Origin of the sequence: Sorangium sp. So ce145, assembly GCF_051525985.1 — a bacterium.
In the GTDB taxonomy this organism is placed as follows: Bacteria; Myxococcota_A; Polyangia; order Polyangiales; family Polyangiaceae; genus Sorangium; species Sorangium cellulosum_B.
In genome coordinates this window covers 11,334,357-11,358,627 of sequence record NZ_CP150315.1, presented here as the reverse complement: position 1 = coordinate 11,358,627, position 24,271 = coordinate 11,334,357, and the positions used below count along the sequence as shown (strand labels likewise).

The 24,271-nt window shown below is 70.1% G+C and carries 19 protein-coding genes; 9 read left to right on the top strand and 10 right to left on the bottom strand.

The window, feature by feature from the left end:
- Window positions 1-119 precede the first annotated feature (119 nt).
- Both WMF34_RS42290 and zigA read left to right on the top strand, forming a co-directional pair.
- A complete protein-coding gene (locus WMF34_RS42290; protein ID WP_437991358.1) occupies window positions 120-752 on the top strand; it encodes a TetR/AcrR family transcriptional regulator in 633 nt (210 codons plus the stop codon).
- A gap of 297 nt (window positions 753-1,049) precedes the next feature.
- Window positions 1,050-2,294 (top strand): zinc metallochaperone GTPase ZigA, encoded by a 1,245-nt coding sequence (zigA, locus tag WMF34_RS42285; protein ID WP_437991357.1) that lies wholly within the window; start codon window positions 1,050-1,052, stop codon window positions 2,292-2,294.
- Between the two features lie 97 nt (window positions 2,295-2,391).
- Here the strand turns inward: zigA and rpmG are convergent, their stop codons facing one another.
- Both rpmG and WMF34_RS42275 read right to left on the bottom strand, forming a co-directional pair.
- Complete coding sequence (rpmG, locus tag WMF34_RS42280; protein WP_012240854.1) at window positions 2,392-2,562, bottom strand: 50S ribosomal protein L33; 171 nt, start codon at window positions 2,560-2,562, stop codon at window positions 2,392-2,394.
- Window positions 2,563-2,779: 217 nt separating this feature from the next.
- Window positions 2,780-3,454, bottom strand: coding sequence for a phosphatase domain-containing protein (locus WMF34_RS42275; protein ID WP_012240853.1), 675 nt, complete (start codon window positions 3,452-3,454; stop codon window positions 2,780-2,782).
- Window positions 3,455-3,785: 331 nt separating this feature from the next.
- On the opposite strand from WMF34_RS42275, the gene WMF34_RS42270 reads away from it, so the two are divergent.
- From WMF34_RS42270 to WMF34_RS42240, 7 genes are all read left to right on the top strand, one after another.
- Window positions 3,786-4,658, top strand: coding sequence for a fumarylacetoacetate hydrolase family protein (locus tag WMF34_RS42270; RefSeq protein WP_437991356.1), 873 nt, complete (start codon window positions 3,786-3,788; stop codon window positions 4,656-4,658).
- A gap of 11 nt (window positions 4,659-4,669) precedes the next feature.
- Window positions 4,670-6,184 carry an aldehyde dehydrogenase (NADP(+)) gene (locus tag WMF34_RS42265; protein ID WP_437991355.1) on the top strand — a complete coding sequence of 505 codons (1,515 nt, stop codon included), beginning with the start codon at window positions 4,670-4,672 and terminating at the stop codon, window positions 6,182-6,184.
- Window positions 6,181-8,130, top strand: coding sequence for a YjhG/YagF family D-xylonate dehydratase (locus WMF34_RS42260; protein ID WP_437991354.1), 1,950 nt, complete (start codon window positions 6,181-6,183; stop codon window positions 8,128-8,130). Before WMF34_RS42265 ends, WMF34_RS42260 begins: the two co-directional genes overlap by 4 nt.
- A 442-nt stretch (window positions 8,131-8,572) precedes the next feature.
- Window positions 8,573-9,796: a sugar ABC transporter substrate-binding protein gene (locus WMF34_RS42255; RefSeq protein ID WP_437991353.1), complete on the top strand. Its 1,224-nt coding sequence runs from the start codon at window positions 8,573-8,575 to the stop codon at window positions 9,794-9,796.
- 99 nt (window positions 9,797-9,895) lie between these two features.
- On the top strand, window positions 9,896-11,464 hold the full coding sequence (locus tag WMF34_RS42250; protein ID WP_437991352.1) for a sugar ABC transporter ATP-binding protein: 1,569 nt from the start codon (window positions 9,896-9,898) through the stop codon (window positions 11,462-11,464).
- Window positions 11,461-12,516, top strand: coding sequence for an ABC transporter permease (locus WMF34_RS42245; RefSeq protein ID WP_437991351.1), 1,056 nt, complete (start codon window positions 11,461-11,463; stop codon window positions 12,514-12,516). The genes WMF34_RS42250 and WMF34_RS42245 overlap by 4 nt, the downstream gene beginning before the upstream one ends.
- A gap of 5 nt (window positions 12,517-12,521) precedes the next feature.
- A complete protein-coding gene (locus WMF34_RS42240; protein ID WP_437991350.1) occupies window positions 12,522-13,490 on the top strand; it encodes an ABC transporter permease in 969 nt (322 codons plus the stop codon).
- Window positions 13,491-13,701: 211 nt separating this feature from the next.
- Here the strand turns inward: WMF34_RS42240 and WMF34_RS42235 are convergent, their stop codons facing one another.
- The 8 genes from WMF34_RS42235 to WMF34_RS42200 form a co-directional block, all read right to left on the bottom strand.
- Window positions 13,702-14,622, bottom strand: a complete 921-nt coding sequence (locus WMF34_RS42235) for an SMP-30/gluconolactonase/LRE family protein (protein ID WP_012240845.1) — start codon at window positions 14,620-14,622, stop codon at window positions 13,702-13,704.
- Between the two features lie 11 nt (window positions 14,623-14,633).
- Window positions 14,634-15,533 carry a M20/M25/M40 family metallo-hydrolase gene (locus WMF34_RS42230; RefSeq protein WP_437991349.1) on the bottom strand — a complete coding sequence of 300 codons (900 nt, stop codon included), beginning with the start codon at window positions 15,531-15,533 and terminating at the stop codon, window positions 14,634-14,636.
- Window positions 15,534-15,621: 88 nt separating this feature from the next.
- The gene (locus tag WMF34_RS42225; protein ID WP_437991348.1) at window positions 15,622-18,126 is read right to left on the bottom strand and encodes a GH25 family lysozyme; all 2,505 of its coding nucleotides are present in this window, start codon (window positions 18,124-18,126) and stop codon (window positions 15,622-15,624) included.
- A gap of 297 nt (window positions 18,127-18,423) precedes the next feature.
- A complete protein-coding gene (locus WMF34_RS42220; RefSeq protein ID WP_080599166.1) occupies window positions 18,424-20,058 on the bottom strand; it encodes a pyridoxal phosphate-dependent aminotransferase in 1,635 nt (544 codons plus the stop codon).
- Window positions 20,051-20,779, bottom strand: coding sequence for a cupin domain-containing protein (locus WMF34_RS42215; RefSeq protein ID WP_437991347.1), 729 nt, complete (start codon window positions 20,777-20,779; stop codon window positions 20,051-20,053). Before WMF34_RS42215 ends, WMF34_RS42220 begins: the two co-directional genes overlap by 8 nt.
- Window positions 20,780-20,855: 76 nt before the next feature.
- Window positions 20,856-21,644 (bottom strand): TauD/TfdA family dioxygenase, encoded by a 789-nt coding sequence (locus WMF34_RS42210; RefSeq protein ID WP_437994704.1) that lies wholly within the window; start codon window positions 21,642-21,644, stop codon window positions 20,856-20,858.
- Between the two features lie 77 nt (window positions 21,645-21,721).
- Complete coding sequence (locus WMF34_RS42205) at window positions 21,722-23,647, bottom strand: methionine--tRNA ligase (protein WP_437991346.1); 1,926 nt, start codon at window positions 23,645-23,647, stop codon at window positions 21,722-21,724.
- Window positions 23,648-24,008: 361 nt separating this feature from the next.
- Window positions 24,009-24,191 (bottom strand): hypothetical protein, encoded by a 183-nt coding sequence (locus WMF34_RS42200; RefSeq protein WP_012240838.1) that lies wholly within the window; start codon window positions 24,189-24,191, stop codon window positions 24,009-24,011.
- Window positions 24,192-24,271 lie beyond the last annotated feature (80 nt).

The window sequence follows — 24,271 nt, the reverse complement described above, 5'->3', positions numbered from 1 at the left end:
CACGGCCGAAGCTGACCGCAACCGCTGGTTGCGATGATCGCAACGAAAGGGTGCGATAGCCGGCCACGCCGTGAAATTGGGCTGGCGTGTGCCGCGCGGCGGAACTTCAATGACGGTTGATGCAGGCGACGACGGCGAAGCGCACGGCGAAGCGAGGCTCCGCGAAGGCGCGCGCGCTCGTGCGCGGCGAGCCTGTCGTGCGGGGCATCCTCGCCGCCACGCTGGAGGAGCTCGCCAGCGCGGGGTACCGCGCGCTCCGGATCGAGGACGTGGCCACGCGCGCGGGGGTCAACAAGACCACCGTCTACCGGCGCTGGCCGACGAAGGAGGACCTCGTGCGGGCCGCGCTCCTTTCGGTCACGGACGAGAAGATCATCCCGCCGAACACGGGCTCGCTCCGCGGGGATCTCGTCGCGCTCGGGCGCGCGATCATCGAGATCCAGGCGTCTCCGGTGGGGCAGAGCCTCTTTCACGTGTGCCTGTCCGAGGGGCCCGACTCGGAGCTCATGACCATCGCCCGCTCGCTGCGCGCGGTCCAGGAGGCGGGGCTGCGAGCCATCATCGAGGCCGCGGTCGCGCGCGGCGAGCTCGCGCCGAGCGCGGATCCGATGCTGCCGTGCGAGCTGCTCGCGGCCTATCTCCGGCACAAGATGCTCGCGGACCGCACGATCGTGGACGAGGCCCAGCTCGCGCACGTCGTCGACGTGATCCTCCTCGGCGTGCTGCGCCCGGACAGGCGGAAGCGGGCCTGAGCCGCGGGGGCGCGGGGCGGCGCGGCGGCCTGCGCCAGGCGCGGCGATCACCGAGGCCTCGGCGCGCGGGTCCGCGGCGCGCCGGCCCGCGCGCGAGGTGTCCGGCGTACCTCTCGGCGACAGAGGTTATTTTATTGCACATGCAACTTGATTGCACTATCTCGAGCCCACGCCAGACTTGGCCCGGCCGATCGCGCCGCGGCCGCGGATGCACCTCGTTCACCCCGCGCCGCGCGCGGCAGGCGCGCCGCGGACCCGCGCAGGAGCGCGCCGGCGCTGGCGAGAGAGGATCTCCACGTGACGCAAAAGCTCCCTGTGACCGTGCTGTCCGGCTTCCTGGGCGCCGGCAAGACCACGCTGCTGAACCATGTCCTCGCGAACCGCGATTCGCTGCGCGTCGCGGTGATCGTCAACGACATGAGCGAGGTCAACGTCGACGCCGCGCTCGTGCGGGGCGGGGGCGCGGCGCTGCGCCGCGTGGAGGAGCGGCTCGTCGAGATGTCGAACGGCTGCATCTGCTGCACGCTCCGGGAGGATCTCCTGGTCGAGGTGGCCCGCCTGGCGGCCGAGGGGCGCTTCGACTACCTGCTGATCGAGTCGACGGGCATCTCGGAGCCGCTCCCTGTCGCCGAGACGTTCACCTTCGACGATCCGGCGACGGGCAAGCGCCTCTCGGAGGTCGCCCGGCTCGACACGCTGGTCACCGTCGTCGACGCGCAGCGGTTCCTCGCCGACTGGACGAGCGCCGACGATCTCCGCGCGCGCGAGGCCGCGCTGGACGGCGACGACGAGCGCACGGTCGCGGATCTGCTCGTCGAGCAGATCGAGTTCGCGAACGTGCTCGTGCTCAACAAGACGGATCTCGTGAGCGATGACGAGGTGGAGCGGCTCACGGCGATGCTGCTGCACCTGAACCCCGGCGCCCGGATCGTCAGGGCGTGCCGCGGCCGGGTCGATCCTCGCGAGATCCTCGGCACCGGGCGCTTCGATTTCGAGGAGGCGGCGCGCTCGCCCGGCTGGATGCGGGAGCTGCGCGGGGAGCACGTCCCCGAGACCGAGGCGTACGGGATCGAGAGCTTCGTCTACCGCGCCGAGCGCCCGATGCACCCGGAGCGTCTCTGGGCCTTCCTCCACGGGGCGGCCGCCTGGGATGGAGTGCTCCGCTCGAAGGGGTTCTTCTGGCTGGCGACGCGCATGGACATCACAGGCGCCTGGTCGCAGGCGGGCGGCGCCGCCTCGTTCGAGGCGGCCGGGCTCTGGTACGCCGCCTTGCCGGAGGAGCGGCCGGAGGACGACCGGCCGTGCGCCGCGTGGCATCCGGTCTGGGGCGACCGGCGGCAGGAGATCGTGTTCATCGGCGTCGACATGGTCCGGGAGGAGCTCACGCGCGGGCTCGACGCCTGCTTGCTCACGCCGGACGAGATGGCCGCGGGGCCTGCCGCCTGGAGCCGGTTCGAGGATCCGTTCCCGGCGTGGGAGGACGCGAGTGAGCCGGATGAACAGGAGAGCGCGGCCGGGCCGGCGCAGCTGCTCCGATCGTGAAGCGCTCCATGCAGGCCGGCTGACGCAACCTCGGCGGGGCGCGCTGCCGCGCGGCGCGCCCACGCTGGCTGCATGGCCGCGAGCTGTGGAGTCGCGACTACTTGCCTCCTCCCTTCGAGATCTTCCCTTCCGTGAAGATCACGTGTTTGCGGGCGATCGGATCGTACTTCTTCATCTGCATCTTCTCCGTCATCGTCCGCTTGTTCTTCGTCGTGTAGTAGCAGTGACCCGTCCCCGCAGACGAGACGAGCTTGATGACATCGCGCATGAGGTGCCCTCCTTGTCGCCGTTCGGCCTCAGGCCGCGCTCCGCGGCAGCGGATCGCCTGACCTGCTGGATGCAATACCATTACTTCGGCCCCGCTGATAATGCAAATAAATTGCATTAACGACGAAGACTCATGGCATCTCGTCCCATGGGTCTTCATCGCGGCAGCGCTTCGATTGCACCGGGCTCCCCGGAGCGAGGCGCCCCTGCGAACACGGTCACCCGCCTTCACGTCGAGTCGGCATTCCCTCCAGAGATCGCCGCTGCGCGGCGTTCAGCCGGATCCCCGGCCGCCGGAGCCGGAGCTGGGCCTCTGCCTCGCTCACGCTCGCGGCGAGCCCTCGGTTCAACAGCAGCGCTGCCGCGATCGTCGCCGAGCGACCATGGCCGGACGCGCAATGCAGGTAGATCGCCTCCCTGCCGTGCAGTCGATGGATCAGCTCACGCAGCGCGCCCGCTTCGGGAGCCGCGCCGTCGAGCACCGGCACGCACAGGTAACCTGGATGGCGGCGCATCGCGGCGGCGGCGGGAAACTCCGCCGTCAGGTCCACGATCATCCGCACGCCCTCCGGTAGCTCCTGGCCGCGGGGGCGCCGGCCGACCCAGAGCCCCGGCACGACCTCGTTCGCGCAGTCCTCGCGCCCGAGCAGGCGCTCGCCGTGCCATATCGACCACGTGAGCAAGAAGTACGGCGCGAACAGCAGGCAGGCCCACCACGCCAGCGTGCCGTCGACCCGCTTTCCTAGCAGGGCGGGCTTGCGCGCCAGGTAGGCCGCGCCGACGAGGGCGAAGCTCAGCGCCGGCCAGAGCAGGGCGAGCCCGGCGCCGCCGGCCACGACGGCGAGCCACAGGATCGACGCGCTCAGCGCGATGAACAAGGAGCCGTAGCGCATCGAGCGGCCCGATCGTACAGCCCGGGCTCAGCCGGCGCGAGCCTGCCGCATCACCGTCGCGAGGACGCGCTGCGCCACGCGGCGCATCATGGAGCGGATAGTGGCTTTACAGAGCGCGCGAATGGTGAATCATGCGGTCGACGCTGCGCGACTGCGGGATGGCCTTCAACACGGCACCCGCGGTGCCCCGGGGCGTTCCCGCGGAGGAGGCAGCGACGAGAGAAGTGTTGACGCGATTCCAGGATTGCATCGAGAGTGCGTGGGTGGACGCGCAGGGCGGCGCGGCCCTGGCATCGCGATCGACAGGGCGACCCTGGAGGGAGGTTCAGACATGAAGCTGTTTCGGTTTGCGAGCGGTGGCGGTCCTCGGCTCGGGCTCGAGGACGAGCGGGGAGCGCGCCACGACCTCACGGCGGCATCCCCGGAGGCGTTCGCGTCCGTCGCCTCGTGGCTCGCCTTGCCGGATCCCCTCGGCGCGGTGCGCGACGTGCGCGCGCGCGCGCACGTCGAAGCCCACCCCCTCCCGCCCGACGTCCCGCTGCTCGCCCCGATCGACGGGCAGGAGGTCTGGGCGGCGGGCGTCACCTACGAGCGCTCGCGCGCCGCGCGCAAAGAGGAGAGCGCCGGCGGCGGCGACTTCTATGACCGCGTGTACGAGGCCGAGCGCCCCGAGCTGTTCTTCAAGGCGACGCCCCGCCTGGTCGTCGGCCCGGGCGCGCCGGTGCGCATCCGCCGCGACTCGAGCTGGAACGTGCCCGAGCCCGAGCTCTCGCTCGTCGTCTCCGCGGCGGGCCGCATCGTCGGCTACACGGCCGGCAACGACGTCTCGTCGCGGTCCATCGAGGGCGACAACCCCCTCTACCTGCCGCAGGCGAAGGTCTACGACGGCTGCTGCGCGCTCGGCCCCGCCATCGTGCTCGCGGACGAGCCCGGGCTGAACCTGCGCGCGCTCTCCATCGATCTCGCGATCCGGCGCAGGGGCGAGGCGGTGTTCACGGGGAAGACCTCGACCGCGAGCATGCGGCGCTCGCCCGAGGAGCTCGTCGCCTACCTCACGCGCGAGCTGAGCTTCCCGGCGGGCGTCGTCCTCATGACCGGGACCGGCATCGTCCCGCCCGACTCGTTCACCCTGGAACCCGACGACCTCGTGGAGATCACGATCCACGGCGTCGGCACGCTGGCGAACCCCGTATCTCCACGTTGACAAGGCGCCCCATGGAATTTCTCGCCCACAACGCCGCGACCGGGGAAAAACTCGGCGCCTACCGTGACGCCACCGCCGACGAGATCGACGCCGCCGCCCGCGCCGCCGTCGCCGCGGCGCCGGCCCTCGCCGGCCTCGCGCCGGAGCTGCGCGCCCGGCTCCTCGAGACCGCCGCCGACGAGATCCTGGCGCTCGGCGACCCCCTGATCCAGACCGCGCACAGGGAAACCGGGCTGCCCGTCGCCCGCCTCGAAGGCGAACGCGGCCGCACCACCGGCCAGCTGCGCCTCTTCGCCGCCGTCGTGCGCGAGGGCTCCTGGGTCGATGCCCGGATCGATCCCGCGCTGCCCGACCGCAAGCCGCTCCCGCGCCCCGACCTGCGCCGCATGCTGCGGCCGCTCGGTCCGGTCGCCGTCTTCGGCGCGAGCAATTTTCCCCTCGCGTTCTCCGTTGCCGGCGGCGACACCGCCTCTGCCCTCGCCGCGGGCAACCCGGTCGTGGTCAAGGCCCACCCGGCGCACCCCGGTACCTCCGAGCTCGCGGCCTCGGCCCTGCGCTCCGCCGTGCAGAAGGCGGGCCTTCCCGCGGGTGTGTTCGGCATGGTGCACGGCGCCTCGCCCGAGGTCTCGCTCGCGCTGGTGCGCCACGAGGCCATCCAGGCGGTGGGCTTCACCGGGTCCACCCGCGCGGGGCGCGCCCTCTGTGACGCCGCCGCGGCCCGCCCGCGGCCCATCCCCGTCTTTGCCGAGATGAGCAGCATCAACCCGCTGGTCGTGCTGCCCGGCGCGCTGCGCGAGCGCCGCGACGCGATCGCCGAGGGGCTCATCAACTCGTGCACGCTCGGCGTCGGCCAGTTCTGCACCAAGCCCGGCCTCGTCCTGGGGCTGGCCTCCCCCGAGTGGGATGCGTTCGCGCGGTCGGTCGCCGACCGGGCCCGCGCCATCACGCCCGGTGTGATGCTGCACGCCGGTATCCAGGCGTCGTTCGACCGCTCCGTGCGGGAGCTGAGAGGCGTCGAGTGGCTGACCGACACCGGCGCGCGCGTCGCTCGCGTCTCCGCCGCCGACTTCGCGCGGGAGCCGCACCTCGCGCACGAGATCTTCGGACCGTACACGCTGCTCGTCACCGCTTCGACCCGCGGCGAGCTGCTCCAGCTCCTCGGCGCGCTCGACGGCCAGCTCACCGCCACGCTTCACGGGACCGCCGACGACCTCGCCGCCGCCCAGGACCTCGTCGATGTCCTCGGCCGCGTCGCGGGCCGCCTCGTCTTCGGCGGCTACCCGACGGGCGTGGAGGTGTCGCACGCCATGCACCACGGCGGGCCGTATCCAGCGAGCAGCGACGCGCGCTTCACGTCGGTTGGGACCGCGGCCATCCTCCGCTTCGCGCGCCCCGTTTGCTACCAGTCGTGTCCGCCCGCGCTGCTCCCGCCGGAGCTGCGCGACGAGAACCCGCTCGGGATATCGCGTCTCGTCGACGGCCGGGCCACCCGCGACGCCATCGCACCTGGCGCACCCCGCGCATGAGCCACGATCCGGTATTCGAGTCCGGCAGCGAGGCGATCTACACGCTGCGCACGACCGCGCCCGGACCGTCGGGGCGCCTCCCGCTCGGGGCCGAGCAGCTGCGCGCCATGTCGAGCGGCGAGCTGTTCGGCTGGACCCAGAATGCCGGGATGGGGTGGGATCCTGCGCGCCTGAACGGGAAGCAGTTCCTCGTGCTCAGCACGCAGGGGGGGATCCGCGCGCCCGACGGCACGCCGATCGCGCTCGGGTACCACACGGGGCACTGGGAGGTGGGGCTGCTCATGGAGGAGGCAGCTCGCACGTTCACGGCCGGCGGGGCCATCCCGTTCGCCGGCTATGTCAGCGATCCGTGCGACGGGCGGACCAATGGCACCGTCGGCATGCTCGACAGCCTCGCTTACCGCAACGACGCCGCCATCGTCTTTCGTCGGCTGATACGCTCGCTGCCCACCCGCCGAGGCGTGCTCGGCGTCGCCACCTGCGACAAGGGCCTGCCGGCGATGTTGATGGCGCTCGCCGGCACCCTCGACCTCCCTGCGGTGCTCGTGCCGGGAGGCGTCACGCTCCTCGCGGAGGAGGCCGAGGACACCGCCAAGGTCCAGACCCTCGCGGCGCGTTACGCGCGCGGGGAGGTGAGCCTCGATTACGCCGCCGAGATGGGCTGCCGCGCCTGCGGTTCCCCCGGCGGCGGCTGCCAGTTCATGGGCACGGCCGCGACGAGCCAGGTGGTGGCGGAGGCGCTCGGCCTCGCCCTCCCGCACGGCGCGCTCAGCCCGTCGGGCGCCGAGATCTGGCGCGACCTCGCCCGCCGCTCCGCGCACGCGCTCATGGCCCTCGAGCGACGTGGCGTGACCACGCGGGACATCGTCACCGACGACTCGGTCCACAACGCCATGGTGCTGCATGCCGCCGTCGGCGGGTCGACCAACCTGGTGCTCCATGTGCCGGCGATCGCCCACGCGGCCGGGCTCCGGCGCCCCACGGTGGACGACTGGGCGCGCGTCAACGCCCTCGTTCCGCGGCTCGTGGACGTGCTGCCCAACGGGCCGAAACACCACGCCACGGTTCAGGTCTTCCTCGCGGGGGGCGTCCCGGAGGTCATGCTCCACCTGCGCGAGCTCGGCCTGCTGCGGCTCGCCGCGCGCACCGTCAGCGGCCGGACCCTGGGCGAGAACCTCGAGTGGTGGGAGCGCAGCGAGCGGCGCCGGCGCCTGCGCGACAAGCTACGGCAGCTGGACGGCATCGACCCGGACGACGTGATCATGTCCGCCGGAAAGGCGCGCGAGCGCGGCCTCACCAGCACGGTGACCTTCCTGCGCGGCAACCTCGCGCCGGAGGGAGCGCTCGTGAAGAGCACCGCGATCGCTCCCCAGGTGATCGGACCGGACGGCGTTTATCTGCACGAAGGGCCTGCGCGCGTGTTCGGCAGCGAGGACGCGGCGATCGAGGCGATCAAGGCGGGCGCCGTGCAGCCGGGCGACGTGATGGTGCTGATCGGCATCGGTCCCGGTATCGGGATGCCGGAGACGTACCAGATCACCTCTGCGCTCAAGCACGTGAAGGAGGGGCACCGTATCGCCCTGGTCACGGACGGTCGTTTCTCCGGCGTGTCCACCGGGGCGTGCATCGGCCACGTCAGCCCGGAGGCGTGGGCGGGTGGGCCCATCGGCCGCGTGCGCGACGGCGACCGCATCAGGCTGCGGATCGACACGCGCAGGCTGGAGGGGACGGTGGACGTCGTGGGTGTGGAGGACGGCGGTCTTGCCGCCCGCTCGCCCAATCCAGCCCTTCAACCGGACGGCCGGGTGAACCCGGATACGCGGTTGTGGGCTGCGCTTCAGGATGCCAGCGGCGGCAGCTGGGGTGGTTGCGTCTATGATGCGGAGCGCATCATCGGGCTCCTCGGTCGCGCCATCGCCGCGGAGCGGAGCTCCTCTGGCACATAGGCTTTTGATGTAGCGTTATTTTTCCAGGAGGAAGGCGCATCGTGCGAGGTTTCATCATTCAGCCAACGTGTGCAGCGTGGCTGTACGATGTGAACGGTCACAACGAAGAGCTTGACTTCCGGATCGCGTTTGGATTTCCTAAGCCCCGAAACTAGAAGATCTCTCGTGGTAGGCCCCACGAGCGTCGCCGATCGCGTCATTGAATTGTGGGGGCGCCCGCGAAATCCGCGTGGTGCCCCGGGAATGACGCGCGACACCGTCGCTCGCCAAACGTGAGTCGTTTGTACCCCAGTGCTTTTGCCGTGAGCAACGCGGCGGCACGCAGACATTGCCCTCGTGGTTCGTGAGGGCGAGAACGTGACGATGTGGGATGGGCCGTGGAGGCCTCTGTCCGACCACGTCTCTTTGCTCGAAAGGTAGCGGCACGATGTCGATTGGCCAGTTGAAGTCACGTGGATCGGCGCGGCGCGCAGCGGCGGTGTTGAGCTGCGCGCTCGGGCTCTTGGGTCTGTCTGGTCTGTCTGCTTGCAAAGACAAGCCCGACAGCGCTCCGGCCGCAGCGGGCTCCGCCAGCGCCGCGGCCGAGCAGGCGCAGGCGCCGAGCGGACAAGGGCCCAAGGTCGTGCCAGGGCCCGGCCATAACCCCGAGTGCTTCGCGCCGTGGAAGCAGGACACCAAGTATCTGCAGTGGACGGCGCGAAAGCCGCCGTTCCGCCTCGCGCTCGTCAACGGCTACGTCGGCAACGCCTGGCGCATCCAGATGGTCAAGACGGCCAAGGCCTTCGCCAAGGATCCGGCCATCGCGCCGCTGATCAAGGAGTTCAAGGTGGTGTCGACAGGCACCGACGTCGCGGCCCAGCTCGGCGCGATCGAGGACTTCATCAACCAGGGCTTCGACGGCATCGTCACGCTCGCCGTCAGCCCCGACGGCTTCGATCGCGTGATCCGGCTCGCTGACAAGAAGGACGTCATCCTGGTTCCGTTCGACAACGTGCTCGACACGGACAAGGTGATGCAGGTCAACGAGGACCAGCTGGCGATGGGGCGCCAGTGGGGCGAGTTCCTCGACAAGCAGCTCGGCGGCAAGGGCAAGGTGCTCGAGGTCCGCGGCCTGCAGGGCAACTCCGTCGATCGCGACCGCCACGTCGGCTTCCGCCAGGTCATGGAAGCGCCGGGGAAGAGCTACACCATCGTCGAGGTGGTGGGCAGCTGGGACGACGGCAAGGCGCAGAAGGCGGTGGCCGACGCGCTGGCCGTGCACCGCCAGTTCGACGCGCTCTTCGCGCAGGGCGGCTCGACGGGCGCCGTCCGCGCGCTGCTCGACGCCGGACACAAGCCGATCCCGGTCGCCACGGAGGCCGAGAACGGCGTGCGCAAGCTGATCGCGAAGCACCACGAACAGGGCATGAAGGGCCTGTCGCTCGGCCAGTCGCCGGGGCTCGCGGCCATCGCGATGAAGGCGGCGCTCGAGGGCCTGCAAGGCAAGGTGATGCCGCAGATGATCTCCGTGCCGATCCCCGCCGCCGATCACACGACGCTGAAGGACGGCGAGAGCTTCTTCTCCCAGCTCTCCGACAACTTCTTCACGCCCAACGAGTTCCCGCCCTGCGGGGTCAACATCTCGGGTGTGAAGATCATGAACGAGTCGGAATCCGACGTGAAGTAGACGTGAAACGTGAAGCAGACGTGAAACGTGAAGTAGGCGTGAAACGTGAAGTAGGCGTGAAGTAGACGTGAAGTAGCGCCCCGCGGGCGCCCCAGCATCATGATCGAACCGGTGAGCCCTCCGCTCCTCGAGCTCCGGGCCGTCTCCAAGCACTATGGCGGAGTCACCGCCCTCAGCGGCGTCGACTTCGCCTGCGAGCCGGGGAAGGTGCACGCCATCCTCGGCGAGAACGGCGCGGGCAAGAGCACCCTCATCAAGATCATCGGCGGCGTGGTCAAGCCGAGCGCCGGGGAGCTCTTGCTCCAGGGCAAGCCGGTCCGGTTCGACCACCCGATCGAGGCGAACGCCGCCGGCATCGTCTGCGTCTTTCAGGAGCTGTCCCTGATGCCGACGCTGACCGTGGCCGAGAACATCGGCATCACCATGCCGACGAACCGCCTGGGGCTCTTCGATCGCAAGGCGCAGGTCCGAAGGGCCGAGGAGCTCCTGGCGCGCGTCGGCTGCGAGGGCGTGAACCCGAACGCCTGGGTGAGCGACCTGCCGCTCTCGCGCCGCCAGATGGTCGAGATCGCGAAGGCGCTCGGCAAGAACCCGCGGCTGCTGATCCTGGACGAGGCCACTTCCGCGCTGACCAACAGCGACGTCAAGAAGGTCTACGAGCTCCTGGCCGAGCTCAAGGCTCAGGGCGTCGGCATGCTCTACATCTCGCACCGCATGCACGAGATCAAGGAGCTCGCCGACGTGATGTCGGTCTTCCGCAACGGCCGGCACATCGAGACCTTCGCCAAGGGCCGGCGCAGCGACGACCAGATCGTGGAGCTCATGATCGGCCGTGACATGGGTCACGTCTTCCCGCCGAAGCCGGCGGCCCGCGGCTTCCCGGCGACGCTGCTCGAGGTGAGCGGCCTGAGCTGGGAGCGGCAGCTCGAGGACGTGTCGTTCAAGCTCGGCAAGGGCGAGATCCTCGGCATCGGCGGGCTCGACGGCCAGGGCCAGCGCGAGCTGTTGCTCGGCCTGTTCGGTGTGCTCAGGGATGTGCGCGGCGAGATCAAGATCGACGGCAAGCCGGTCAAGCTGGCGAGCCCGCGAAAGGCCAAGGACCGCGCGCACGGCATCGCCCTCGTGCCCGAGGACAGGAAGACCGAAGGCCTGATGTTGCCGATGTCCATCGCCACGAACCTGTCGCTGGCGTCGCTCGACAAGTTCACGAGCGGCGTGGTGCTCGACCGCCGGCGCGAGGCCGCGCGCATCGACGAGATGGTGCGCCGCATCCAGATCAAGATCGGCTCGCTCGACCACCCGGTCTCGTCGCTGTCCGGGGGCAACCAGCAGAAGGTCGTGCTGGCCAAGTGGCTGATGACGGAGCCGCGGCTGCTGATGCTCAACGATCCCACCCGCGGCATCGACGTCGGCACGAAGCAGGAGATCTACCAGCTGCTCCGCGAGCTGGCGGACACCGGCACGTCCATCCTCTTCTACACCACGGACTACGACGAGCTGATCGGCTGCTGCGATCGCGTGCTCGTCCTTTATCGGAACCGCGTGCAGGGCGAGCTCGTGGGGCCCGACATCACCGAGAAGAACATCCTGGACCTGGCCCTCGGTCTGCGCGGCGGGCCTGAGCGCGCGAGGCGCGAAGACGAACACGCGCCATCGGAGGCACGATGAAGGACTGGAAGCTCCGCCTGCGCCAGAACCAGGGCCTGCTCGTGGCCGTCGGTCTGTGCATCGTGTTCTACGGGCTCTACTCGCTGTCCCACCCCAAGGGCTTCAGCGCGTCGCTGGTGGGGCAGAACGCCAACGAGTCGTTCGTGCTGGTGGCGGCGGCCATGGCCCAGACGATCCCCGTGCTGACCGGCGGCCTGGATCTGTCCGTGGGCGCGGTGATCACGCTCGTCAACTGCGTGGCCTCGCACGTCCTTGCCGGCAGCGCGCTCACGATGTTCCTGGGCATCCTGCTGTGCCTGGCCGTGGGCATGGCGGCGGGCCTGGTCAACGGCTGCCTCGTGGTCTATGGCCGCCTGCAACCGATCATCGCCACGCTGGCCTCGGGCACGATCTTCCTCGGCGTCGCGCTGTTCCTGAGACCGACGCCCGGCGGCCAGGTCGACGGCGATCTGGCGTTTGCGGCCACCTTCGATCTGAACGAGCTGCTGCAGGCCGCGGGCGCCGCACCCCTCGACGGCGCGCTGGGCTTCGTCGGCCAGATCCCGTCGCCCGCGATCTGGATGGCGCTGCTCGCGCTGCTCTGGGCCTACTACCGCCGCACCCGCTACGGCCTCGGCGCTTACGCCGTCGGCGCGTCCCAGGAGGCGGCGTACATGTCGGGGGTCCGCATCAAGCGCGTCAAGCTGGCCGCGTACACGCTGTCGGGGTTCTTCGCCAGCGTCGGCGGCCTCTACCTCGCGCTGCAGACGACGTCGGGCAACGCCGACATCCCGCAGGCCGGCTCCTACACGCTGAACTCCATCGCCAGCGTCGTGATCGGGGGCACCTCGCTGTACGGGGGGATCGGCGGCGCCATCGGATCGCTCTTCGGCGCGCTGGTGCTCCGCTCCGTCGCCTTCAACTTCCGCGTCTTCGACGAGGGCTCGGCGCTCGGCCTCCTCGCCAACCCGCTCTACCAGCCGCTGTTCGAGGGCCTCATCCTGCTCGCGGCCGTCTGCCTCGGCGCGCTCTGGGTCATCCGCGTCAAGAACCGGCTGCAGATCTTCAGGTGAGCTCGATGCAACAGCCCCTCTCCCTCAAGAGCCGTCTCGGCGAGATCGACAAGCCGACCTGGTACGCGCTGCTGTCGATCGGCGTCGTCCTCGTGAGCGGCTCGATCGGCACGCTGGTCACCCAGGGCACGCTGAGCTTCCTGAGCCCGTACTACATCCTGCAACAGCTGCAGATCGCGGCCTTCCTGGGCGTGGCCGCCACGGGCATGATGATCGTGATCCTGCTCGGTCACATCGATCTCTCGCTGCCGTGGGTGCTCACCTCGAGCGCCATGCTGGCCGCGGGGATCGGCGGCTGGGCCGCGTTGCCCTGCGGCCTGGCCGTCGGCGCCGCCGCGGGTCTGGTGAACGGCCTTGGCGTCGCCTATCTGCGCGTGCCCTCGATGATCTTCACGCTGGGCACGAACACCGTGCTTCAGGGGCTGATGGTGCTCTACACCGGCGGCTTCGCTCCGCGCAGCGAGGCGCCGGAGTGGATGGAGGTCCTGGCCGTGGGCAGGACGCTCTCCATCCCGAACTCGCTGGTCGTGTGGATCCTGGTCGGCGGCGTCGCCACCTTCGTGCTGAAGAAGACGGCGCTCGGTCGCTACATCTATGCCGTGGGCAACCAGGAGCAGGCCGTCTATCTCTCCGGCGTCAGAACGCACCTTGTGCTGATCGGCGCCTTCGTGATGTGCGGCGTGTGCTCCGCCATGACCGGTATGCTGCTGGCGGGTTTCTCGCACAAGGCCTACCAGGCCATGGGCAACGACTACCTCATGCCGGCCATCGCCGCGGTGGTGATCGGCGGAACCAACATCATGGGCGGGCGCGGGACGTACCTCGGCACCGTCCTCGGCACCATCCTGATCGTGCTGCTCCAGAGCATGCTCAGCGTGCTCCAGATGCCCGAGGCCGGCCGCCAGATCATCTACGGCGCCGTGATCATCGCCATGCTGCTGGTCTACGGCCGACAGCATCAAGAGGGACGCTGACCCGTTCCAAGACGCCTCCAGCCAAGACGCCTCCGGGCGGGGCGCCAGGCGCATCCAGCGGCGAATCGTCACACGCGTCGCCCTGGAATCGCGATCACGTCGATCAAGCGAGAAATAAACCGCCAAGACACCAAGGACGCCAAGATAAGATTCTCTTCTTGGCGTCCTTGGTGTCTTGGCGGTTCGAAATTCTGCGCTTTGCAGGCAACAGCTAGCGCCCGGCGCCGCGGGTGTTCAGGTACACGGCGTACAGCGAGGTCGTGCCGCAGATGAACAGGCGGTTGCGCTTGGCGCCGCCGAAGCAGACGTTGGACACCGTCTCCGGGATCAGCACCTTTCCGAGAAGGGCGCCGTCGCTCGCGTGGCAGTGCACGCCGTCGCCCGCCGACAGCCACAGGTTGCCGTGCACGTCGACGCGGAAGCCGTCGTACACGCCCGCGGGGCAGGTCGCGAACACCTCGCCGCCGGTCAGCGTGCCCTTCGCGTCGACGCGGAACTTGCGCACGTGGCGCGGGCCGTCCTTCACGTGCGTCACGCCGGTGTCGGCGATGTACAGCAGCGACTCGTCCGGCGAGAAGGCGAGGCCGTTGGGCTGCACGAAGTCGTCCGCGGCGACCGTCAGCGCACCGGAGGCCGGGTCGAGGCGGTAGACGCGCTGCGCGCCCTGCTCGCTCGGCGACGCGTCGCCTTCGTAGTCGCTGTCGATGCCGTAGCTCGGATCGCTGAACCAGACGCTGCCGTCGGACTTCACGACCACGTCGTTCGGCGAGTTCAGCCGCTTTCCCTCGAAGTGCGACGCGAGCACCGTGCGCGAGCCGTCGTGCTCGGTGCGCGAGACGCAGCGGCCGCGGTGCTCGCAGGACACGAGGCGGCCCTGCAGGTCGACCGTGTGGCCGTTGGTGTTCATCGCGGGCTGGCGGAACACCGAGACCGAGCCGTCGGTCTCGTCCCAGCGCAGCATGCGGTCGTTCGGGATGTCCGACCAGACGAGGTAGCGCCCGGCCGGGAACCACGCCGGCCCCTCCGCCCAGCGGCAGCCCGTGTACAGCTTCTCGACGTGCACGTGCGGGAACGCGAGCTTGCGGAAGCGCGCGTCAATCACCTTGAAGCTCGGGGTCAGCTCGATGACCATGGGTTCTCCTTCTAGCCGGTCCGGACCTGCCGCGTCACCGTCGCGAGGACGAGCTGCGTCACGCGGCGCATGAAGCCATAGTCGAGCGTCTCGGGGGTGTCCGTCGGGCGGTGGTAGTTCGGGTTGCGGAACTCCGCCGTGTCGGTCCAGAGCATGGCGGGGATCTTCGCCTTCCAGAACGGCGCGTGATCGCTCCGGTGGAGCACGGGGAGCCACTCTTCGAGGCCGAGGTAGACCTTGAGGCCCACGACCGGCAGCTCGGGCACCAGCGCCTCTGCCTGCTTCGCGGCGAGCTCCACGAGGTGGTTCGAGCGGTGGTTCGTGAGCAGCCCGATGAAGTCGCCGACGTCCGGCGCGCCGGGGACCGGGACCGGCATCCGCTGGGATCCCGGCTCGTGGCTCGCGTAGCCGACCATCTCCAGCACGTGCACGGCGGCGATCGGCGCTCCGCCCTGCGATCGATGGCGCGCCACGAACTCGACGCTGCCGAGCAGCCCGTCCTCCTCGCCGTTCCAGGCCACGAAGCCCACCGGCAGGGCCGGCTCGAAGCGCGAGAGCGCCCGCGCGCTGGCGAGCATCGCGGCGATCCCGCTCGCGTTGTCGTCGGCGCCGGGCGTGTCGGGCACGCTGTCGTAGTGCGCCCCGACGAGGATCATCGGGCGATCGACAGCGGCCCTGGGCGTCGCGACCACGTTTCCGAGCTCGCCCTCGATCTCGACGGCGTAGCCCCGCTCCTCCAGCGCGGCGGCGACGTACCGCGCCGCGCGGCGGTTCTCCGCGCGCTGGCGGAACATGTGCCGCGGCCTCGCGAGCGCGACGATCGCGTCGAGCAGCTCCGCCTCGCTGACCGACGCGAGCGCGTCGATCAGGCTGCCGTGATCGCCCATGGCCTTCGTGCGTCTCAGCTCCATCGCGGGGGCTCCTCCTGCTACCGGCGGAGTGTAGCCGAGCTCCACCCCTCCCCTCACCGGTTCGGCCGCGGCAAACCGACCGCATGGATCACCCGAGCGGGTGCACTTCGTACCTCGGAACGCTGATGATCCCCTCGTCGCTCACGAGGCCGCACAGCGCCGGGTCGAGCAGGACGTCGGCCACGCAGCGCTGCTCCGACCCGAGGGCCATCAGGCCGCCGATCAGCCGCACCCCGTGGCTGTAGTCGGCGTAGGTGTCCTCGTGCGGCAGCCGCCGCCGCAGCGACGTGTCCAGCGGCTGCCACGGCTTGCCGTCCGCCTTGTAGAAGCCGAAGATCGCCAGCCGGCGCGCGTGGTGGTGCAGCCGGTTGGTCACCACGACGTCCTTCTTGTGCCCCGCGAGCAGCTCGCCGAGCTCGCCGACCCGGTGCTGCTCGATGGCCAGGTGGTGGTCACGAAAGCGCTCCACCTTGGTGCCGTCCTGGGGATCGAACGGGATGGCCGTCTGCTTCCGCGAGGCGGCATAGATGTCCTTCACGAGCTTCTTCGTCGGCAGCACGCAGCCGCACGCATCCGCGACGCGCTGGGCGGTGACGCCGGTGAGCGGCATGCGCAGGAAATCGGTGTCCGCGCCGATCGCCAGGTAGTCGGCGCACACGTACGCGACGCCCCGCTTTCCGTCGGGCGCCTCGACCGTGACGCGATGGAAGCGGCGCAGGAAGCTGGGCACGTTCCCCCGCAGCACCTCCTGGAGGAAGAGCTCCTCCCGCGCCGCGAGCGACAGGCCCCGGACCTGCTCGTAGAACCTCGTGCCGGTGAGCGCGCCCGGATCGCGCGGCGGCAGCCAGTCGAGGCCCGTCCCGTCGAACACGGGCGCCAGACGCGCGGACCCGGGCTGCGCCTGGCTCGACGCGAAGAACGCCACGGCGCCCCCGGCGTCGTTCGCCCGGGCCGCCGCGACCGGCTCGGGGGTGGCGGTCACCGTGAACCGGAAGCCGCTCTCCGCGAACGTGTAGCTGCGGACGCCGGCCGCGTCGTGGCCCGGCGTCGCCACGGCCATCGACCCGCTCGCCGCTCCCTGGAGCTCTGCCTGCGGCCCCGCCGCGCGCGCCGCGCCTCCGGCGGCCGCCCCCTGGCCGACGATGCCCATGAGCGCGCGGCCCAGCGCGCGCGGCAGCTCGAGCGCGCAGGGCGGGCGCGGCAGCGCGCGCTGCATGGCCTCGCGCGTCTCGGGCCCGACCGCGCCGGTCACGGGCAACCCCATCTCCTGCTGGAAGATCCGCGTGGCCGCCTCGGTCTCCGCGCCGAACTCGCCGTCCGCGCCGAACCGCGGCAGGAGCCCGGCGCGCCACGTCAACAGGTGCTGTTGCCAGGCCTTCACCTCGGGCCCCTTGGCGCCGCGCGCGAGCCCGCCGCCGGGCGGCGCGGCGCCGTAGTCGAGGCCCGGGATCCGGCCCGCGTGTGTCCAGCCGCGGTCCAGCGCCGGGAAGACGCCGACTCCATGCGCTGTGTCGCGCGCCTCGATCGTGCGGCCGTCGCCCAGGCTCATCGCCACGTGGGCGTGCTCGGGGCGCCCGCCCGTGAACGGATCCGCCGAGAAGCGGAACAGGAGGGCGCCGCGGGTCGCGATCGCCGTGTCCACCGGCATGAGCAGCCGCGCCGCCTTCACGTGGCGCGCCTGCATCCAGGAGCCGTCAGGCATCGTGGGCTCGACGGCGAGCTGGGCGCAGCCCCACTCGATGAGCTCGGAGCAATCGAACGCGGAGGGGTTGGGGTCCGTCAGGCGCACCTCGTGCCCGAAGATGTATCTGTCATCCGCCTGCGAGAGCAGCTTCTGGCAGAGCGCGTCGGCCGTGGGCAGCGGCTCGGACGTCACGGACCCGGCCTCGAGCCGGGCGAGGCGCCGCAGATCGCTCACCGTTCCATTGAACAGGTTGGCGTCCACCGTGTTGGTCCGGACGCCCGGCATCACGGCCTTGGCGGTGATCTGCCAGAACGACCACCCAGACCAGGGGTCCCAGGCCCTGAGCGGCTTTCTGCGCGCCCAGTCCGCCCAGTCCTTCGGGTTGGCCGGGGGCCTCGCCCGCACCGGGTCGAGGCCATAGGTGTAGTTCGCGATCCAGAGCGGGCAGTCGACGAACTCGGAGCTGCCGCCGAGGTGATCGTGCCAGAAGTTGTGGCGGGTATAGAGGATGACGGAGCGGCCCGGGTAGCGCGCCTTCACCTCCTGGACGAAACGGCGGGTCCACACCTGGAGAGCAAGGGTGTCCTGCGACGTCCAGACATGGCCGTTGTCGCCCGCGTGCTGCGTCTCCTCGAGGTCGAGCACCATGTCGAGCTCCCCCGGCTCGAGGTCGCCGACCGCGCTGCAGAGCCTCCGCGCCTGCTCGGCGGCGTCCAGGCGCGGTAACGCGTAATGGTAATACCCCCGGAGGAGCCCGCAGCGCGCGGCCTCGGCGCGGTTGGTCGCGAACTTCCTGTCGACCCCCTCGATCCCGTACGTCGCCCGGATGAAGACGAAATCGAGCCGTGAGGCGAACGCGTCCCACTGGATATTTCCCTGGTGGACGGAAACATCAGCACCGCTCAACATAGGCTCCCACCTCCCCCGCGCGCGCGGAGCGCGGCCTCGTGTCCAAGAGCCGTGCCCTGCGTGCGCGCCTTACGCTCATGTCGCGCCGCCCGGGCGACGTGATCCCCGGGGTAGCTCAATTGCTATCGCAGGGCGGCGCGTCCGTCGAGTCGGGTCGACGCCGTCGAGCATCCGTCCCCGCGGTCATCGCGGCTCTGGAGGCGGCGATCAGCGTGTGTGTTGGAGGCCGATGGCACCGTGCAACAGAAGATGCGAGACGCCTTCACGCTCGTGAAGCACGGCGGCAGCGCCTTCCGATCAGCGGCCCCGCGGGAGGCCGAGCTGGGCCTCCAGCCGCGCGATCGCCGACGAGAGATCGTGCCATTGGCGCGCCGTCGTGACCCTGACGATCCCGCCCGAGAAGCAGAACGTCAGGATGCCTGGAAAGACCGCCACGCGGCTCTGCCGCAGGAGATCGCGGAAGCACCGATACGAGTCGTTCCACCCCGGCAGCTCGAAGGCGAGGTTGATCGAGCAGCGCGGCGAGATGACGCGCGCGGACGCCCGCGCGAGCCCGCCGATGGAGGCGTCGCGCAGCGTCTGCAACGCGTCCTGCCGCGCGCGCCGCTCGGTGCGATATCTGTCATAAGCTGTCGAGAGCTGCGCGCGATCAAGCCCGTAGGAGCGCTCGAACTCGTCGACCTCGGCCGCCCCCGGCTCCGTGACGCCGGTGATGAGCCAGCGCTCCATCCGCGCCAGCACCTCCACCAGCGTGTAGAAGAAGGAGGGCGGCCCACCGAAGGTCGTCGAGGCGTATTCGTAGTAGTCGGCCATGAACCCGGCGTCGGCGAGGAACCAACCTATCTTCAGCCCCGGCGCCGACCATGTCTTCGAGGCGCTGAAGACGCGGATCACGTTGGTGGCCGCGCGCCGCTGCGAGCACCGCCCGAGCGGGCCGAGCCACTCGTGGCACTCGTCGAGCACGATCATCGTCGACGGAGACGCGGCGTTGATCAGCCGCCCGAGATCGGCGTCGGAGACCGCCGCCCCCGTCGGGTTCGCGACCGTCTGCAGGAGGACGAGCGGGGTGCGCGGCGTGAGCGCGGCGATCAGCGGCTCGAGCGACGTGTGGCCGGCCCTCGACGGGAGGGGGACGAGCTCGACGTTGCGCCGGCGGGCTATCGACTCCACGAGCGGGGGATAGTTGGGGATCCCGCACAGCACGGGCGCCCCCTCCCTCGGCGCGCCCGAGAGGATGAAGTCCGCGAGCGCGCTGATCGCGAACGTCCCGCCCATCGTCAGCGCGACGTTGTCGGCCGTGTAGACCGCCCCGTCGATCCGAGCGTTCTCGTACATGGCGACGGCCTCGCGCGCCGGGCGGCGCCCGCACGAGTCGGAGTAGCCGTACCAGTCCCGCTCGAGCGCGAAGCGGACGCAGTCCTTCAACGCCTCCGGGAGGCCCCACGCCTGCTCGTCGACGGACCCGCTCGAGAGGATGATGTGATCGTCGGACCGGAGCTCCCCGTAGAGGTCGTCGCGGAAGAACCAGTTGAAGAGCTCCTTGATGAAGCGCACGGTCGCGCGCGAGGTGAGCACCTCGCTCGGGTGGACCTGCCTCCGCAGCGTCGCGGCGCGCCAGCGCTCGGCGAGCGATGGCCGGTGCGCGTGCCTGCCGAGCTCGTGCTCGACGCGCCCGAGCCAGAGGTCCCGCAGCTCGATCGGATCATCGGGGTTCTTCGCCCGCGCGTACACGTCGAGCATGCGCTCGTCGACGGTCGGCACGAACGTATCGTCGAAATCCCCGAGGGAGCGGGCGCGCCGCGCGGCCTCGTGCGCCTCGTCGGGCAGATCGAAGGCGCGCGCGCGCGGGGCCCTGGCGAAGAGCTGGGGCGCTTGCCCGGCGAGCTCCGCCGGCGCCAGGGGCCGCTGAGCCCTGGTTCGCTCCTCACTCATTGGGCTGCTCGGCCGTGCGAATCCGCTCCACGTGCCGCGCGGAGATGCCGTCCACGATGGTCCGGTTGATCATCGGGTGATCGTCGTGAACGGGGCCGAAATCGCTGTCGGGGTGGAAGGCGACGACATCCATGCTCTCCGCCTCGGTCTGGAACGCGTGCTTCGAGCCCGGCGGCAGGTGGAACACCAGCCCGGGCGAGAGCGGCACCCGCCGGTCGCCCAGCCTGCAGACGCCGCGCCCTCGCGCGATGAGCCCCGCGCGGAGCGAAGGATGGGTGTGGAGCGTCTGGTCCGTACGAGGGGGGAAATGCAGGTGGTTGAGGCACGGATCGCCCCGGACCTGAGGGGCGATGAGCAGGGAGTCGGTGCAACCGTCGATGTAGCGGAGCCGCCCGGACGCCTCGATCGGCCCGGCGATCTGGAAGAACCCTTTGCTCCGAAGGTGGGTGATCCCGAACGCCTCCCCCTCGCCGTGCAACGCCAGCTCTCCCGGGACGCAGAACACCATCCCCGCGCCGATCTCGAAGACCCCCGAGCGGCAACGGAGGGTCAGCCTCCCCGAGAAGACGGCGCCGTAGTGAGTCCCCTCCGCAGGAGGTTGCCACGGCCCCGGGCGATAGCTCCAGAGCTCGCAAGGCCACGTCGGGTGCGGGAGCCTCTTCAGGCTGCCGCACCCGATCCGGTGAACCGTAAAATCCGTCGCTGGATCCATCCCCGCCATGGGCTCAGCCTACCAGGCGTCCTGGTCGATTGTCGCCTCTCGTGACGTCGTGGAGCTCCCCGGCCGCCTTGGCCCCTCAGGCGGAGGGGCCGGCGAGGATCCGCAGGCGCTGGAGATGGCGGCGCCGGCTCGATCCGGCGCTTCGCCCGGCCGTCCGCCCATGGAAAAAGAACGTGTTGTCGATGATGACGAGCTTTCCGCGCGTCCAATGGACGCGGATTGCAGCGCCGGGAGCGTACATCGAGGCCAGCAGGTCGCGAAGCGCGCCGTTGATGGCGTCCGCGGAGGGGGCGTGCCCCGCGTGTGTCCACTCGAGCGGCTGCGAGAGGAAGTCGCGGAACGAGAACACCCACCGACCGTCGACGCGCCGCGCTATCCATGGACCGTCGGGGCTCCTTCGATATCGCGTCTGCTCCAGCGTCGCCAGCGCGTCTGGCGACAGCCCCTCTGCGACGGCCGCCATCGGGACGAGGACGGTCTGGGCCGCGGTCCCTTCGTCGCCGGGATCGCGGCACATCAGGACGATGTACCGAGGCTGCTCCTCGGCCCGCCGGCCGCTGCCCTCGCTGTGGAGCGTCAGCGGGTTCGTCGCGAAGGGCTGGAGAGAGACGTCCTCCGTGCGCCCGTGCTCGGCCACGAGGTTGAGGATCACGCCCCTCTCCACGTACGGGAGCACCGCTGGATCCGTCTCCGGCGAGGCGATCCCGAGGAGCGATCCCAGGGTGGTGAATCGATCGTTCGAGAGCGGCTCGTCGAGCTGGACGGCGGCGAGGCCGCGCTGGCCGAGCTCGCGGAGGAGGCGCTCGCGGACCGCGTCCGGGAACTCCGCGGCCGACGCGCGGAGGACGTCTCCGCACGGCGGCAGGGCGGCGCCGCCCTCGAGCAGATCTCGCCTCCGCCCGACGTGGGCGTCGCCCGCGCGCTCGGTGAAGGCGCCCTCGATCAGGTCTCGCCCTCCCTCGACGGCGCCGGGAAATACGGCTGCTTGGCGCCGATCTCGTGGCCCGCCGGGATGGGCGTGCCGAGCTCTTCCAGGCGGAACACCTCGGGCGGCAGCCGGAGCGACGCGCGGAGGCGATCCATCGTCTCGGGGACGAACGGGTAAAGCATGATCATCAGGGTCTTCAGCACGTAGAACGACGTGTAGAGGGCGTCGCGGCGCCCCTGCTCCGGGTGCCGATCGTCGTGCGGTTTGTACTGCGTGAAGAGGCTGTTGATCGTGCGGGCGTAGTTCTCGATCTCGAAGAGGAGGTTCGGGTAGTCGGCCCGATCCATGGCGCGCACGTAGCGCTGGACGATGCGCACCGTGTCGGCGACCACCTTGTCGAGCAGGGCGCCCTCGGGGACCTTGCCGCCGAACTTGGAGTGCACCGCCGAGATGGGGCGCTCGAACGCGGCGTTCATCGGCCCGGCGAGGAACTTGTTGCGCTCGTCGAGCTTCTCGAAGTCGAAATCCGAGGGTTTTTCCGCGAGCGAGAGGAGCGCGAGGTAATACCGGATCTGATCGACGGAGTAGCCCTTCTCGTCGAGGAGCTGATCGCCGGTGAAGAAGTTGCCGCGGCTCTTGCTCATCTTCTCGCCGCCGACGAGGAGGTGGAAGCAGCCGAAGACGTCGGTGAGCTGGAGCTCGCCCGCCGCCGGCAGCCGGCGCGGGTCCTCCTGCGTCCCGAGCCACATGGCCCCCTGCATGAGCACGTAGAAATAGACGTTGTCCTGCCCCAGGAACTGGACCACGCGGGCCTCGGGATCGCGCCAGAAGTCCGCATAACGCGCCGGATCGACCCCCTTGTCGCGGAGGGCCACCTTCGAGAACGAGATGGGCGCGATGAGCGAGTCGGGCCAGACATAGAGCGTCTTGCCCGCGAGGTCCGGATCCTCGGTGATCGGGATCCCCCAGGCGATGTCGCGCGTGATCGACCGGTGCGCCCACTCGTCGACGAGCTCGACGCGGACGCCGTGCTGCTCGAGGATCGCGCGGCCGCTCTCCAGATCGGCCTTGTTGCCGAACTGGACAACGAGCTCCTTCCCGCGGGCGAGCTTGCTCTTGTGCTTGGGGAGGCTCGCCTTGATCTCCTTGTAGGTGGCCTCGTGCGCCCGGTCGAGGCGCACCGAGGGCATCACCGTCTCCAGGACCTCGGACAGCATGGCGCGCCGCCACGTCTTCTCTTTGCCGCTGATCCACTCGCGCAGCGTCTCGGACACGGACCACATGTCGAGCCACCAGTGAACCGTCTCGCGGAGCTCGGGAACCGCGTCGCTCAGCGTGCTGCGCGGGTTGAGGAGCGCGGCGGGGGCGTGCTGCTGGCCGCAGCGGTCGCACTCGTCGCTGTAGGCGTCCTCGTTGTCGCACTGCGGGTTGGGGCAGCGACCGCGCACGTAGCGGTCGGGGAGGAATCGCCCCATCTTCGGATCGAACCACTGGCGCGTGGCGCGCTTCTCGAGGAGGCCGTTCCTCGAGAACCGCGTCAGGAACTCGTGCGCGAGCTCTCGCTGGAGCGGAAAGGTCTCCGGCTGCGAGGTGCCCGTGAAGGCGTCCAGGCTGATGCAATACCGCTCGAGCGTCTTCTTCTGCGCCTGCTGGATGCGATCGATGTACTCGCGGATGGGGAGCCCGGCCTGGACCGCGGCGATCTCGCTGGTCGACCCGTGCTCGTCGGTGCCGCACACGTACAGCACGTTCTCTGCCCCGATGAGCATTCGACACCACCGAGCGTAGATGTCGGCGGGCAGCTGGGCTCCAGCGAGGTGCCCGAGGTGCAACGGGCCATTCGCGTACGGCATGCCCGCGGTCACCACCATCCGCTTGGGCCTGCGGAGCTGCCCGATGATCGAAGCGACGTCGGAGGGAGGGCCTTTACGCGTTTCCATTGGTAAATCCAGGGTTTCCTTTAGCCCGAAGCCCCTCCCCTGACAACCGCAAAGGGCGGACCCGCCGGAGCGGCGAGAGCGCGCGTCACCCGTTTTGACCGGATTTCCACGGCCGGATCGGCGCGGACTCGCAGGTCGATCGCTCCAGAGGGAGCCGCGGACGATGCTGCTCGTTCGCCACGTGGTGAGCGCTGGCCAGCGGCGGCGCGGTGTCGTGGGGCGGAGGGAGTCGGGGGCGAGGCGCCGGTGATCCGCGCTGAATGTCGGGCCGCGCTGAATGTCGGGAGGCTTCGCGGGGGCGTGGAGGGGCGTGGAGTCGAGGGCTCGTGTCGCGAGCCCTCCTAAGAGCGAGCCGCCTCGACTACCAGCAGGCGACGGAGCCCGGGTTGACCCGCAGGCCGGCCTTGATGAGCTCGAGGTTCACCTCGTTGAGGCGCGCCTGCGCCTTACGGTACTCCGCGAGCGCCTTCAGCTTTTCGCTGTAGAGCTTCAGCTGATCTTGATTGAGGTTGTGCGCGAGATCCTTGAGATCACGTTCCGCCATGGCTGATTCCTCCCAATTACCTGCGATGGATCGCAGCAATCGAAGAGGCTATGGGATCGATCGGCGGACTGTCAAGGGCG

Coding starts and splice junctions, on each gene's coding strand:
- WMF34_RS42240 (WP_437991350.1), top strand. CDS start 12,522: ATGCAACAGCCCCTCTCCCTCAAGAGCCGTCTCGGCGAGATCGACAAG.
- WMF34_RS42230 (WP_437991349.1), bottom strand. CDS start 15,533: ATGGAGCTGAGACGCACGAAGGCCATGGGCGATCACGGCAGCCTGATC.
- WMF34_RS42200 (WP_012240838.1), bottom strand. CDS start 24,191: ATGGCGGAACGTGATCTCAAGGATCTCGCGCACAACCTCAATCAAGAT.
- rpmG (WP_012240854.1), bottom strand. CDS start 2,562: ATGCGCGATGTCATCAAGCTCGTCTCGTCTGCGGGGACGGGTCACTGC.
- WMF34_RS42220 (WP_080599166.1), bottom strand. CDS start 20,058: ATGAGTGAGGAGCGAACCAGGGCTCAGCGGCCCCTGGCGCCGGCGGAG.
- WMF34_RS42225 (WP_437991348.1), bottom strand. CDS start 18,126: ATGTTGAGCGGTGCTGATGTTTCCGTCCACCAGGGAAATATCCAGTGG.
- WMF34_RS42245 (WP_437991351.1), top strand. CDS start 11,461: ATGAAGGACTGGAAGCTCCGCCTGCGCCAGAACCAGGGCCTGCTCGTG.
- WMF34_RS42265 (WP_437991355.1), top strand. CDS start 4,670: ATGGAATTTCTCGCCCACAACGCCGCGACCGGGGAAAAACTCGGCGCC.
- WMF34_RS42275 (WP_012240853.1), bottom strand. CDS start 3,454: ATGCGCTACGGCTCCTTGTTCATCGCGCTGAGCGCGTCGATCCTGTGG.
- WMF34_RS42205 (WP_437991346.1), bottom strand. CDS start 23,647: ATGGAAACGCGTAAAGGCCCTCCCTCCGACGTCGCTTCGATCATCGGG.
- WMF34_RS42270 (WP_437991356.1), top strand. CDS start 3,786: ATGAAGCTGTTTCGGTTTGCGAGCGGTGGCGGTCCTCGGCTCGGGCTC.
- WMF34_RS42215 (WP_437991347.1), bottom strand. CDS start 20,779: ATGGCGGGGATGGATCCAGCGACGGATTTTACGGTTCACCGGATCGGG.
- WMF34_RS42260 (WP_437991354.1), top strand. CDS start 6,181: ATGAGCCACGATCCGGTATTCGAGTCCGGCAGCGAGGCGATCTACACG.
- WMF34_RS42250 (WP_437991352.1), top strand. CDS start 9,896: ATGATCGAACCGGTGAGCCCTCCGCTCCTCGAGCTCCGGGCCGTCTCC.
- WMF34_RS42290 (WP_437991358.1), top strand. CDS start 120: ATGCAGGCGACGACGGCGAAGCGCACGGCGAAGCGAGGCTCCGCGAAG.
- WMF34_RS42235 (WP_012240845.1), bottom strand. CDS start 14,622: ATGGTCATCGAGCTGACCCCGAGCTTCAAGGTGATTGACGCGCGCTTC.